Here is a 12035-nt window from a genome sequence, read left to right as displayed (position 1 = left end):
GCCCGCGCCCGCGGGCGGGCCCCCGGCGCGGGCCCCCCCCCGGGGGGGGGGGGGGCCGCGGCCCCGCGGCGGGGCGCGGGTGAGTGCGCACTCCCGAGGCCCTCGCGCGTATCCGGCCGCCGGTGTGCCGGTCGGCCGATCGCCGGACCGGTCAGCCGATCGGCAGCTTGGTGGGGAGGCCGCCGCCGAGAGCGTCGGTGGGCAGGGCGCCGGCGGTGTTCCCGAGGAGCTCACCGGCGGTGCCCGCGGTCCGGCCGGCGGTCTCCTGGGCGGCGGGAGCGGCGACGGCGCCCGCCTTGCCGACGGTCTCGCCGGCGGCCGGGAGGGTGGTGCCGACGAGCCGGCCGCCGGTCTCGCCCGCGGCCTTGGTGCCCTGCTGCGAGGCGCTGTCCAGGGTGTTGCCGAGACCGGCGCCGTCGAGCGCGGTCAGGCCGCCCAGGTCCGGGGCCGGCGGGAGCTCCGCGGCACCCGCGGCACCGGCCGCACCGACCACGGGTGCCGCGCCCGCGGCGATCAGCAGCGCGGCTCGGGCGATCCGACGGGTCAGGGGGAGGGACATGATGCTCCTTCGACAGGAATGCGGAACAGATTTCGGAGTCTGTCTGTCCGTTGATCGGACGCACTGACAACCGGTCCGGGGGCGGGGAAGGTTGCGGTGCGGGAAGGTAAAGAGTCAGCAACGCGTCCGATGGTCCGCGGCGGAGGAACCCGGGCAAACGACGCCCCGGGTGTCAGGGGGGCGGTCCGTCACTTCCCTGTAGGGGCAAGGGAATCGGCGCTCGGGGGCGGGGTCGCGGGGCAAGCGGTGGAAGCGGCTGCCGGGGAGCGGCCGGATGCCCCGTGCGGGTGATCCGCCGTACTACTGCGCGAGCCGGATTCTGACCTCGGAGGCGCCCGATTCCTGCTGCTCCGCGCGTTCCGTCCGCCAGCCCTCACCGGCCGACCACACCCGGTCCGCGAAGCCGACCTCGTCGATCCGCAGCGCCTCGGCGCGGGCGACGGCCCAGTGCGCCAGCTCCCAGCCGCGCTCCGACGCCGCGTCGTCGTCGGTCTTCGCGAGCGCCGGTACGGGCACCGAGACCGTGGCCGCGGCGGATGCCCCGGCCGCCCTGGCCGACGGCAGGACGCCCCGGCCGAACGCGCGCACCAGCTCGGAACGGACCTTCGCCGCATCGCCCGGACCGGACGCGGTCGCCGTGGACGGGGAGCAGTTCAGCGCGGCGGGCGCCCGCCCGGTCAGGGCGGCGGCCAGCAGGGCGGCGTCCGGCTCGTGCTTCGCGTAGGCCTGGGGGAAACCGCTGAGCTGCACCCGCTGCGCGGCGACCGTCAGCGGAAGCCTGGAGTAGCCGGGCACCTCGGCGAGCCGGTCGTAGAAGATCCCGGCGGAGTAGACCGGATCCATGATCTGCCCCGCGGTTCCCCAGCCCTGTGAGGGGCGCTGCTGGAAGAGCCCCAGCGAGTCCCGGTCGCCGTAGTCGATATTGCGCAGCGCGGACTCCTGAAGGGCCGTCGCCAGCGCGATGGTCACCGCGCGCTCCGGCATGCCGCGGGTGGTGCCGACCGCCGAGATCGTCGCCGCGTTGTCGGCCTGCTCGGGGCTCATCTCGTACGTACGCCCCTCGCCGCCCGCCCCGTCGGCGGCGCGCACCGTGCACCGGGGCACCCCCCTGTTGCCCGAGACGTACTGCATCGCCAGATATCCGCCCAGAGCCACGAGCACGGCGAAGGCGGCCGTGAGGCGGAAGAGGCGGCTGCGGCGGGTGGGGGTCGCGGTCCGGGGCACGGGCCCACCGTACTGGAGGGTACGAGCGGGGTGGATACCAAAGCCGCCACGGCCCGCTCCCGGGCTTCACCACCCGCCGCTCCCCGTACCGCGCCGCCGTCTCCGGCTCCCCGCGCGCCCGCGCCTCCGGCGCCCGGCCGCGGGAGAGGCCGCTAGGGTCGTGGCCATGGCCACCAGCACACTTGACCTCACCCTGGACGGACCGGCGCTGACCGCCCGGCTCGTGGACTTCCCCTCGGTCAGCGGGGAGGAGAAGGCGCTCGCCGACGCGATCGAGACCGCGCTGCGCGGTCTCGGGCACCTGACCGTCGACCGGTACGGCAACAACGTCGTGGCCAGGACGCGTCTGGGGCGCGCGGAGCGCGTCGTGCTCGCGGGGCACATCGACACCGTGCCGATCGCCGACAACGTCCCCTCCCGGCTCGACGGCGACGGCGTGCTGTGGGGCTGCGGGACCTCCGACATGAAGTCGGGCGTCGCCGTCCAGCTGCGCATCGCCGCGACCGTCCCCGAGCCCAACCGCGACCTCACCTTCATCTTCTACGACAACGAAGAGGTCGCCGCCCACCTCAACGGCCTCGGTCACGTCGCCGAGGCCCATCCCGACTGGCTCGACGGGGACTTCGCCGTCCTCCTGGAGCCCTCCGACGGTGAGGTCGAGGGAGGCTGCCAGGGCACGCTGCGGGTCCATCTGCACCTGACGGGGGAGCGGGCCCACTCCGCGCGCAGCTGGATGGGCTCCAACGCCGTCCACGCCGCGGCCCCGGTCCTGGCCAGGCTCGCCGCGTACGAACCGCGCCGTCCGGTCATCGACGGGCTCGAATACCACGAGGGCCTCAACGCCGTACGGATCGAGGGCGGCGTCGCCGACAACGTCATCCCGGACGCCTGCACGGTGGTGGTCAACTACCGCTACGCCCCCGACCTCGGGGCCGAGGAGGCGCTGGCCCACGTCCATGAGGTCTTCGCGGACTGCGGAGTCGCCGAGTTCACCGTGGACGACCACTCCGGTGCCGCGATGCCCGGACTGACGCACCCGGCGGCGGCGGCGTTCATGGCGGCCGTCGGCGGCACGGCGCGGCCCAAGTTCGGCTGGACGGACGTCTCCCGCTTCGGCGCGCTCGGTGTGCCCGCGGTGAACTACGGCCCCGGCGACCCGATCTTCGCCCACAAGCGCGACGAGCATGTGGCGGTCGACCGCATCACCCACTGCGAGGACCGGCTCCGCTCCTGGCTCACCAGCTGACTCATGGCATTCCCCTGCCCGTAACCCCGGTGGATCTACGCTGGCCTGAACAGGCACATCGCAGGTCGGCGGAGGGAGCAGGTCATGGGCAACCCCGAGGATGCACGGATCCCCGAGAACGCGGAGGTCCCCGAGGGCGCGGTCAGGCCCGAGGAACAGCGGATGGGCCCGGTGCTGCGCCGTCGGGAGCAGGTGCAGCCCGGTACGACCGATCAGCGGCTGCTGGACTCCGAGGGCGACTCCGAGTGGGTGCACACCGACCCCTGGCGGGTGATGCGCATCCAGTCGGAGTTCGTCGAGGGGTTCGGCGCCCTGGCCGAACTGCCGAGCGCCATCAGCGTCTTCGGATCGGCCCGCACGGCGCCCGGTACGGCGGAGTACGAGGCGGGCGTACGGATCGGCGGGGCACTCGTCGAGGCGGGCTTCGCCGTGATCACCGGTGGCGGCCCCGGGGCGATGGAGGCGGCGAACAAGGGCGCGCGGGAGGCGAAGGGCGTCTCGGTCGGGCTCGGCATCGAGCTGCCGTTCGAGTCCGGGCTGAATCCGCACGTCGACATCGGAGTCAACTTCCGCTACTTCTTTGTCCGGAAGACGATGTTTGTGAAGTATGCCCAGGGCTTTGTCGTCCTGCCCGGCGGCCTCGGCACGCTGGACGAGCTCTTCGAGGCGCTGACCCTGGTCCAGACGGGCAAGGTGACCCGCTTCCCGATCGTGCTCTTCGGCTCGGCGTACTGGGGCGGCCTCGTGGACTGGCTCCGGGACACCGTGGTCGCCCAGGGCAAGGCGTCCGAGAAGGACCTGCTGCTCTTCCACGTCACGGACGACGTGGAGGAGGCGGTCATGCTGGTGACCAAGGAGGTGGGCCGGTAGGGCCTGTCCGGCACCTCCCGCTCGTCCGGCGCTCCGGCGCTCGCGGGCGGGTCCGGGGCACCGCCCCGGACCCGCCCCGCCCGGAACGCCTCCGCGGGCCGGCCCTCAGGCCAGCCCGCGCCGTGCCACCGCCGGCGCCCGGTGTCCGGCGATCGACGCCACCATGTCCAGCACCTGCCGTGTCTCGGCCACCTCGTGCACCCGGTACACCCGGGCCCCGAGCCACGCGGAGACCGCGGTCGTCGCGAGCGTGCCGATCAGGCGTTCCTTGACCGGCCGGTCGAGGGTCTCCCCGACGAAGTCCTTGTTGGACAGCGAGACGAGCACCGGCCATCCCGTCTCCGCCATCTCGCCGAGCCGCCGCGTCGCCTCCAGGGAGTGCCGGGTGTTCTTCCCGAAGTCGTGACCGGGGTCGATCATGATCCCGTCCGCCCGCACGCCCAGCTCCACGGCCCGCTCGGCCAGCCCCACCGTCACCCGCAGGATGTCCGCCATCACGTCCTCGTACGCGATCCGGTGCGGCCGGGTCCGCGGCTCGGCGCCGCCCGCGTGCGTGCACACCAGGCCCGCCCCGTACCGCGCCGCGACCTGCGCGAGCTTCGGGTCGACCCCGCCCCACGCGTCGTTCAGCAGATCCGCGCCGGCCTCGCAGACCGCCTCGCCCACATCGTGGCGCCAGGTGTCCACGCTGATCACCACGTCCGGGTGCCGGCGGCGGACCTCGGCCACGAACCCGACCGTGCGGCGGGCCTCCTCCTCGGCGGACACGTCCTCGCCGGGGCCCGCCTTCACCCCGCCGATGTCGATGATCGCGGCGCCCTCGGCGACCGCCCGCTCGACCCGGGCGAGCGCCGGCTCGTCCCCGAACGTCGCGCCCTGGTCGTAGAAGGAGTCCGGGGTCCGGTTCACGATCGCCATGATCACCGGCTCGTGCGGCCCGAATTCCCGCCGTCCGAGCCTCAGTGCACCGCTTCGCATCCCGTTAATCCTCCTCAGTAGGTCGCCTGCGACCCTAACCGTCGGTGCCGCATGGCACGATCGGACCCGGACAGGATTCCGCCCCCGGGGAGATGCTCGTGTTCTGGTTCTTGCTGCTGACGATGGTCGTGGTGGTCGCCGCGGTCACCCTCGCGGTGGTCGGCGGTGGCGGGAGCCCCGTGCTCCAGGACGTGGGGCCCGAGCGGCTCACCGACCCGCTGCCCGCGACGCGCCCGGTCGGCCGGGCGGATGTCGAGGCGCTGCGTCTGCCGATGGCGCCCCGCGGTTACCGGATGGCGGACGTCGACGAGGCGCTCGGCCGGCTCGGCGCCGAACTGGCCGAGCGGGATTCCCGGATCGCCGAGCTGGAGTCCGCGCTCGCCGGTGCCCAGGCTGCCGCGGCGGGCGGACCCGACCTCTTCAAGCGCCCCGGCGATCCGCTGGGGCAGGACCCGGGCCCCTTCCGGGACGAGGAGGACGAGGAGGGCGGGCAGCGATGAGCGGCGGCGCCGAAGCGGCTCCGGACGGCGGGCTGCGCTGTCCTTGGGGGCTGTCCACGGAGGACTACCTCAGCTACCACGACACCGAGTGGGGCCGCCCGGTCCACGGCGACGACGCGCTCTTCGAACGGCTCTGTCTGGAGGCCTTCCAGTCCGGCCTGTCGTGGCTGACGATCCTGCGCCGCCGCGAGGGCTTCCGCACGGCCTTCGCCGGGTTCAGCATCGCCGCGGTCGCGGAGTTCACCGACGCCGACAGGGACCGGCTGCTGGCCGACGCCGGCATCATCCGCAACCGAGCCAAGATCGAGGCCACCCTCGCCAACGCGAAGGTGCTGGCCGGCTGGGCGCCCGGTGAGCTGGACGCCCTGATCTGGTCGTACGCCCCCGACCCCGCAGGGCGGCCCGCCCCGCAGGTGCTGGGGGACGTCCCGGCGATCACCCCCGAGTCCACCGCGCTCGCCAAGGAGCTGAAGAAGCGCTCCATCCGCTTCGTCGGCCCCACGACCGCGTACGCCCTGATGCAGGCCTGCGGCCTGGTCGATGACCACCTCGCCGACTGCGTGGCCCGCGGCCCCCGGCCCTGAGGGCTGTCCCGCCAGGAATTGCGGGACAGCCCTTAGCCGCCGCGCCCGGGGCCGCGGGTGCTCCGGACCGGCGCCCGGCCGCCTACTTCCCGAGGTACTCCGGCTTCCGCTTGGCCAGGAAGGCCTCCACCGCGATGGTGTGGTCCTGCGACGCGCCCGCCGCCGTCTGGAGTTCGTCCTCCTTCTCCAGCGTCTCGGTGAGGGTGTGCCCCGCCCCGTACGCCATGGACTCCTTCAGCGCCGCGTACGCCACCGTCGGCCCCTGTGCCAGGGCGCGGGCCACGGCGGCGGCCTCGGCGGCCAGCTCGGCGGCGGGCACCACCCGGTTCGCGATGCCCAGCTCGTACGCGTCCTGCGCGGAGATCGAACGCGGGAAGAACAACAGGTCGGTGGCGCGGCTCCGGCCGATCAGCCGGGGCAGAGTCCAGGACACCCCGGAGTCGGCGGTCAGCGCGACGCCCGCGAAGGACGTGTTGAAGGAGGCCGTGTCGGCGACCACCCGGTAGTCGGCCGCCAGCGCGAATCCGAAGCCCGCTCCGGCGGCGACGCCGTTGACCCCGGCGACGACCGGCTTCGCCATCTCCGTGATCGCCCGTACGACGGGGTTGTAGTGCTCCCGCACGGTGCTCAGCGCGTTGCCGCCGCCCGCCTCCCGGGTGGCCGCGAGCGTCGCGACATGCTCCTTGAGGTCCTGGCCCACGCAGAAGGCCCGACCGGTCGCCGTGAGGAGGACCGCCCGCACGGCGGGGTCGTCCGCCGCGGACCGCAGGGCGTCCCGGAGCGCGACCTTGGCCTCGGTGTTCATGGCGTTCATCGCGTCGGGACGGTTGATCGTGATCGTCGCGAGTCCGTCGCTCACGGTGTGGAGCACGGTGTTCGCCATCTCGTCGGCCATTCCGGTATCCCCTTACGGCTCGGGCATCGTTGCCACTGGAGGCAAGCATGTCCGACTCCGGGCGGGCGGAACATGTGACCTGCGTCTAACAATTCGCCCCCACCTGAGGGGCGAAGGCGGCGAAGTATCGCAGCCGGATCGCCGAATTGGGTGGTTTTGCGGGAGTGCGTTGCGCAAGCGATGCCGACCGATGTTGGTCATCGGGGTCTTTGATGCGGGATAATGGTGGGGAAGCAATGTGTTCGATGCCGGTGAGGCAGCGCCTGTCATGGGGCCGCCGGTTGCGATGAGCTGGTTTCAGGAAGGGGAACGAGCATGGCGGCCATGAAGCCGCGGACGGGCGACGGCCCGCTCGAGGTGACAAAGGAGGGGCGGGGCATCGTCATGCGCGTTCCGCTCGAAGGCGGCGGTCGGCTTGTTGTCGAGCTGACCCCGGACGAGGCCGATGCCCTCGGCGATGCCCTGAAGAAGGTCGTCGGCTGACGCGGAGCGCCCACTCTTGACCACTGCCCCGGCACGGATGTCCGTGCCGGGGCAGTGGCGCGTCCGGGAAGCGTCCGGAACCTCCGCAACGGCGTCAGCCGCGCCGGACCGCGCAGAGCAGTCCGTCGCCGACCGGCAGCAGGGTCGACATCAGCTCCTGGCTCTCCCGCACGGCCCGGAGCAGCTCACGCAGACGCAGCACCTCGGCGGGCTGGGCCGCCGAATCGACGGTGCGGCCGTCCGCGAAGACACCCTCGAAACAGACCAGTCCGCCCGGCCGCAGCAGGCGCAACGATTCAGCGAGGCAGTCGAGGCTCTCCAGCCGGTCACCGTCGCAGAAGACGAGGTCGTAGCCGCCGTCCGCGAGTCTGGGCAGGACGTCCAGGGCGCGCCCGGGGATGAACCGGGCCCGGTTGGCGGCGAAGCCCGCGGCGCGGAACGCCTCGCGGGCGAACTGCTGGCGCTCCGGTTCCGGATCGACCGTGGTCAGTACGCCGTCCGGGCGCATTCCGTGCAGCAGATGGATGCCGGATACGCCGGTTCCGGTGCCGATTTCCGCCACCGCTTTGGCGTCCACGGCGGCAGCCAGCAGGCGCAGCGCGGCACCGGTGCCTGGGGACACCGAGCGGAGCCCTGCCTCGTGGGCCCGCTCCCGGGCCCAGTGCAGTGCTTCGTCCTCGGCGACAAAGGCGTCGGCGAACGCCCAGCTCGTCTGCCGGTTGGCGGTAATGACCCTCTCCTGTCCCCGTAGTTGGCGCAACGGTGACTGTATCCGCTGCACCCGGGAACCCGCAGATGGGACCGGGCGTTAGGGAAGGGCAGGGGAAAGCGCAGGTACGGGCCCGCCGATCGGACCCGCGGCCGTGCGCCGGAAGTTCCCGGGCGACGCCCGGCCCCAGCAGGAAAAAGGCTTATCCGGAGCTAACGGGCGAGGTGGCTATGGTAGGGGCTCCACTGGACACCACCAGAGCCGATAGGGGAGGTGCGGCTGCGCCTGTGGACCGGAGAGGGGTGCTGCGGCGCTTCCTCGGGCCGGCGGGTGAGCCGAAATCCGTGACCAACATTGCTGACCGTTCTTCCAACGACTCCGCGACGACCGCGACCTTCGCCTCAGATGCGGACTCCCAGGCGTGGACCCCGCCCTCATGGGAAGAGATCGTCAGCACGCACAGCGGACGTGTGTACCGCCTTGCCTACCGGCTGACGGGCAACCAGCACGACGCCGAGGACCTCACCCAGGAAGTCTTCGTCCGGGTGTTCCGTTCACTGTCGACCTACACCCCCGGCACGTTCGAGGGCTGGCTGCACCGCATCACGACCAATCTCTTCCTGGACATGGTCCGCCGCAAGCAGCGGATCCGTTTCGACTCCCTGGGCGATGACGCCGCCGAGCGGCTGCCGAGCCGTGAGCCGTCCCCGCAGCAGGTTTTCAACGACACCCATTTCGACGCCGACGTGCAGCAGGCCCTGGACACCCTCGCGCCCGAATTCCGGGCGGCGGTGGTGCTCTGCGACATCGAGGGGCTCAGCTACGAGGAGATCGCCGCGACCCTCGGCGTGAAGCTCGGCACCGTGCGCAGCCGTATCCACCGCGGCCGCTCGCACCTGCGCAAGGCGCTCAAGCACCGTTCGCCCGAGGCCCGCGCCGAGCAGCGCTCCCTGGCGGGCGCGGTCCTGGCAGGGGAGGGCGGAACGGCGTGAGTGGCACAGGCCCGACACCCGCGGAGCAGCATCTGGGGGACCGGCTTGCCGCGCTGGTCGACGGCGAGCTGAAACATGACGCCCGTGAGCGGGTCCTGGCCCATCTGGCCACGTGTCCCAAGTGCAAGGCCGAGGCCGACGCCCAGCGGCGGCTGAAGAGCGCCTTCGCCATGTCGGCCTCACCCTCGCCCTCCGAGGGGTTCCTGGCCCGCCTCCAGGGCCTTCCCGGGGGTCCCAGCGGCGGTGACGGCGGACCGTTCGGCGGCGGCGGACGCTTCGCCGAGGAGTTCTTCCCTCCGATGCGCCCCTCCGGCAGCAGCCGCGCGGACGCGGCCAGGGGCACCTCGCCGCTGGACACCTTCGGCTTCCTGCCCACCGCGCACGGCTCCACCGCGGTCCTGCCGGGCGGCGGCCCCCGCGGCGCCTTCCGCATCCACGACGTGGCCCGTGACGCCGACCGGTCCCCCTGGCGCGGCCGGAGATTCGCCTTCGCCGCCGCCAGCGCGGTCTCGCTGGCCGCCATCGCGCTCGGCGGCACCCTGCCGCTGGACTCCGCGCCCGACAGCGCGCTCCGCGCCGAGGGCGCGGGCAGCAGTGTGACCCCGATCGACGCCGACGCCCGCGCCGACGCCAGCAATTCCGCGGCCAGCCGCCGGGGCAGCGGCGGTGGCGCGCTCGCCCTGAACGGGGACGGCCCGGCCACCGGCGCCGCGGTGGCCCCGCCCGTCGCCCCCGCGGCCACGCCCGCACCACCGGTCCTCGTGGCGGTGCCCTCGTTGCTCGGTGCCGCCCCGCTCACCGGGCACTCGTTCGCCCTCCCCGTCCTGAATGTGTCCCTGTCGCCGCTGATACGCCCGACCGGCACCACCCCGCTGCTCGCCTCCGCGCTCGGCAGCACGCCGGCACCCAAGCCGGGCCTGCCCCCGGCGCCGGCCCCGGGCACGCCGACCAACGATCACGCACTGCCGCATTCCTCCCGGCGCTGACGGGACCCTGCGCGAGGATTCGCAAACCTGGTTGAATTCCGGGAGGGACGCCTCTGTGGGGGCGTACAGAGGCCAGTTGCGGGGAGAGCATGGACGACGGGAAGCCCACCGGGCCGAAGGCGAAGTGGTGGAGCCGCCCCACGCCGGGGCGCGACGACCGCACGGAACCGGAAGGCGTATCACCCGTCGAGGACGTCATGGACGCCGCGAACGCCACCGGCGTGACGAGTGCCGCGGACGTCACGGGTGCCGCGGATTCGGCGGACGCCGCGGCGGTGGAGCGCCCGGCGACGGCCGATGAGCGCTCCGCCCCCGCCGGACCGCCGGACCGCCCCGCCGAGGAGCCGCCGCGGCCGGCCCCCGCGATGAAGCCCCTGCACGAACCCGACGAGTACAGCACCCCGCCGTACGGCGGACCCGGCCCGTGGGCTCCCGCGCCGCCGGTGCAGCGGCCGGTGCCGACCCCGGCGCACGGCACCCCCGTACCCCCGCAGTACGCCGGGGCGCACGCGGCGCCCCCCACCGTCGACCCGGGTCCGCCGCCCGGTCCGGCACCGGGCGGTGTGCAGACCCGGACCCCGCCGCAGCACCTCCCGCCCCATCAGCAGCCCCACCACTCCGCACCGCACGGACCGCAGCAGCTCACGCAGCCGGCCCCGCAGCAGGTCCCGCACCAGCAGACCGGGCAGCAGGCCCCCTCCCAGTGGCTCCAGTACGACCCCTGGGGCGCGCGGCAGCAGCCGCTGACCCAGCAGGGCCCCCCGCTCGGGACCGAGCCCGTCGGGCGCCGGAGGAGCCGCCGCGGCGCGGTCCTGATCGGGGCCCTTCTGCTGGCGGTGGTCGCGGGCGGGATCGGCGGCGGGATCGGCGCGTACATCGAGCGCAACGGCGGCCTGACCAGCGTCGAGCTGCCGCAGGCGGGCCGGGACAACGGTGGCCGGGCCCCCGACAGCGTCGCGGGGATCGCCGCCAGCGCCCTGCCCAGCGTGGTCACCCTGCACGTCAGCGGTTCCGCCGAGTCCGGTACCGGCACGGGATTCGTCCTCGACAACGAGGGCCACATCCTCACCAACAACCACGTCGTCTCCCCGGCCGGCTCCAGCGGCGACATCACCGTGACGTTCAGCGGCGGCGAGACGGCGGCGGCCGAGATCGTCGGCAAGGACAGCGGCTACGACCTGGCCGTCGTCAAGGTCACCGGAGTCTCCGGGCTCAAGCCGCTGCCCCTCGGCAACTCCGACAATGTGCAGGTGGGCGACCCGGTGGTGGCCATCGGCGCCCCCTTCGACCTGTCGAACACGGTCACCTCCGGCATCATCAGCGCCAAGCAGCGGCCGATCACCGCGGGCGGCGAGAAGGGCGACGGCACCGACATCAGCTATGTCGACGCGCTCCAGACGGACGCCCCGATCAACCCCGGCAACTCCGGCGGCCCGCTGGTCGACGCCCAGGCCCATGTCATCGGCATCAACAGCGCCATCCGCGCGGCCGACACCGGCGCCGGACCCGAGGGCGGCCAGTCCGGCTCCATCGGCCTCGGCTTCGCCATACCGATCAACCAGGGCAAGCGGGTCGCCGAGGAGCTGATCAACACGGGCAGGGCGACCCACCCCGTGATCGGCGTCACCCTGGACATGAAGTACACCGGTGACGGGGCGAAGGTCGGCGCGAAGGGCGCGGACGGCGGCCCCGCGGTCACCGCCGACGGCCCCGGTGCCCGTGCGGGCATCAAGCCCGGCGACGTCATCCACGAGGTGGAGGGCCAGCGGGTGCACAGCGGCGAGGAGCTGATCGTGAAGATCCGCGCCCACCGGCCGGGGGACAAGCTGAACCTCCGGCTGACCCGCGGTGGTAAAGACCTGTCCATGACTTTGACGCTCGGCTCCGCGAGCGGCACGTAACGGTCACCGGAAGGTACCGCCCGGACAGCTTCGCCAGGTACCTTTGAGCGGTCCGGGCCCTCATCCGGCCTGGCAGGGAACACACGGAGAACACGCGGAGAACACGAG

13 protein-coding genes are annotated in these 12035 nt (G+C 73.3%); 8 read left to right on the top strand and 5 right to left on the bottom strand.

Annotation, left to right across the window (positions count from 1 at the left end; translation table 11 throughout):
* Positions 1-151: 151 nt before the first annotated feature.
* Together ABT170_RS25910 and ABT170_RS25905 are read right to left on the bottom strand one after the other, a co-directional pair.
* Positions 152-559 (bottom strand): ATP-binding protein, encoded by a 408-nt coding sequence (locus ABT170_RS25910; RefSeq protein WP_329946239.1) that lies wholly within the window; start codon positions 557-559, stop codon positions 152-154.
* Positions 560-859: 300 nt separating this feature from the next.
* Positions 860-1783, bottom strand: coding sequence for a hypothetical protein (locus tag ABT170_RS25905; protein WP_351871150.1), 924 nt, complete (start codon positions 1781-1783; stop codon positions 860-862).
* A gap of 166 nt (positions 1784-1949) precedes the next feature.
* Here ABT170_RS25905 and dapE point away from each other — a divergent pair, with 166 nt between their 5' ends.
* Positions 1950-3029: a succinyl-diaminopimelate desuccinylase gene (gene dapE / locus ABT170_RS25900; RefSeq protein ID WP_329946237.1), complete on the top strand. Its 1080-nt coding sequence runs from the start codon at positions 1950-1952 to the stop codon at positions 3027-3029.
* Positions 3030-3113: 84 nt separating this feature from the next.
* The gene (locus ABT170_RS25895; protein ID WP_329946236.1) at positions 3114-3899 is read left to right on the top strand and encodes an LOG family protein; all 786 of its coding nucleotides are present in this window, start codon (positions 3114-3116) and stop codon (positions 3897-3899) included.
* A gap of 105 nt (positions 3900-4004) precedes the next feature.
* Here the strand turns inward: ABT170_RS25895 and folP are convergent, their stop codons facing one another.
* Positions 4005-4877: a dihydropteroate synthase gene (folP, locus tag ABT170_RS25890; RefSeq protein ID WP_329946235.1), complete on the bottom strand. Its 873-nt coding sequence runs from the start codon at positions 4875-4877 to the stop codon at positions 4005-4007.
* Positions 4878-4969: 92 nt separating this feature from the next.
* Between folP and ABT170_RS25885 the strand changes: the two genes are divergently transcribed.
* Positions 4970-5377, top strand: coding sequence for a DivIVA domain-containing protein (locus ABT170_RS25885; protein ID WP_329946559.1), 408 nt, complete (start codon positions 4970-4972; stop codon positions 5375-5377).
* Positions 5374-5961: a DNA-3-methyladenine glycosylase I gene (locus ABT170_RS25880; RefSeq protein ID WP_351871147.1), complete on the top strand. Its 588-nt coding sequence runs from the start codon at positions 5374-5376 to the stop codon at positions 5959-5961. The genes ABT170_RS25885 and ABT170_RS25880 overlap by 4 nt, the downstream gene beginning before the upstream one ends.
* Positions 5962-6043: 82 nt before the next feature.
* On the opposite strand, the gene chcB is transcribed toward ABT170_RS25880, so the two are convergent.
* Positions 6044-6856 carry a 2-cyclohexenylcarbonyl CoA isomerase gene (gene chcB, locus ABT170_RS25875; protein WP_329946233.1) on the bottom strand — a complete coding sequence of 271 codons (813 nt, stop codon included), beginning with the start codon at positions 6854-6856 and terminating at the stop codon, positions 6044-6046.
* Between the two features lie 315 nt (positions 6857-7171).
* Between chcB and ABT170_RS25870 the strand changes: the two genes are divergently transcribed.
* Positions 7172-7339, top strand: a complete 168-nt coding sequence (locus ABT170_RS25870) for a DUF3117 domain-containing protein (protein WP_003966491.1) — start codon at positions 7172-7174, stop codon at positions 7337-7339.
* Between the two features lie 94 nt (positions 7340-7433).
* Here the strand turns inward: ABT170_RS25870 and ABT170_RS25865 are convergent, their stop codons facing one another.
* A complete protein-coding gene (locus ABT170_RS25865; RefSeq protein ID WP_266923500.1) occupies positions 7434-8099 on the bottom strand; it encodes an O-methyltransferase in 666 nt (221 codons plus the stop codon).
* 179 nt (positions 8100-8278) lie between these two features.
* On the opposite strand from ABT170_RS25865, the gene sigE reads away from it, so the two are divergent.
* The 3 genes from sigE to ABT170_RS25850 all read left to right on the top strand — a co-directional run bounded on the left by sigE (position 8279) and on the right by ABT170_RS25850 (position 11927).
* A complete protein-coding gene (sigE, locus tag ABT170_RS25860) occupies positions 8279-9040 on the top strand; it encodes an RNA polymerase sigma factor SigE (protein WP_266923502.1) in 762 nt (253 codons plus the stop codon).
* Entirely contained in the window at positions 9037-10026 is a 990-nt protein-coding gene (locus tag ABT170_RS25855; RefSeq protein ID WP_351871142.1) for an anti-sigma factor family protein, read from the top strand. Before sigE ends, ABT170_RS25855 begins: the two co-directional genes overlap by 4 nt.
* 89 nt (positions 10027-10115) lie before the next feature.
* Positions 10116-11927 (top strand): S1C family serine protease, encoded by a 1812-nt coding sequence (locus tag ABT170_RS25850; protein ID WP_351871139.1) that lies wholly within the window; start codon positions 10116-10118, stop codon positions 11925-11927.
* The last annotated feature ends 108 nt before the right edge of the window (positions 11928-12035 follow it).

The organism is Streptomyces sp. NPDC001787 (assembly GCF_040297465.1).
Lineage (GTDB): Bacteria > Actinomycetota > Actinomycetes > Streptomycetales > Streptomycetaceae > Streptomyces.
The sequence above is the reverse complement of the archived record's forward strand: the minus strand, read 5'-3'. Positions and strand labels throughout refer to the sequence as shown.

Excerpts from the sequence above, each read along its gene's own strand:
- ABT170_RS25910 (WP_329946239.1), bottom strand. The coding sequence starts at position 559 with ATGTCCCTCCCCCTGACCCGTCGGATCGCCCGAGCCGCGCTGCTGATC.
- dapE (WP_329946237.1), top strand. The coding sequence starts at position 1,950 with ATGGCCACCAGCACACTTGACCTCACCCTGGACGGACCGGCGCTGACC.
- ABT170_RS25895 (WP_329946236.1), top strand. The coding sequence starts at position 3,114 with ATGGGCAACCCCGAGGATGCACGGATCCCCGAGAACGCGGAGGTCCCC.
- folP (WP_329946235.1), bottom strand. The coding sequence starts at position 4,877 with ATGCGAAGCGGTGCACTGAGGCTCGGACGGCGGGAATTCGGGCCGCAC.
- ABT170_RS25885 (WP_329946559.1), top strand. The coding sequence starts at position 4,970 with ATGCTCGTGTTCTGGTTCTTGCTGCTGACGATGGTCGTGGTGGTCGCC.
- ABT170_RS25880 (WP_351871147.1), top strand. The coding sequence starts at position 5,374 with ATGAGCGGCGGCGCCGAAGCGGCTCCGGACGGCGGGCTGCGCTGTCCT.
- chcB (WP_329946233.1), bottom strand. The coding sequence starts at position 6,856 with ATGGCCGACGAGATGGCGAACACCGTGCTCCACACCGTGAGCGACGGA.
- ABT170_RS25870 (WP_003966491.1), top strand. The coding sequence starts at position 7,172 with ATGGCGGCCATGAAGCCGCGGACGGGCGACGGCCCGCTCGAGGTGACA.
- sigE (WP_266923502.1), top strand. The coding sequence starts at position 8,279 with ATGGTAGGGGCTCCACTGGACACCACCAGAGCCGATAGGGGAGGTGCG.
- ABT170_RS25850 (WP_351871139.1), top strand. The coding sequence starts at position 10,116 with ATGGACGACGGGAAGCCCACCGGGCCGAAGGCGAAGTGGTGGAGCCGC.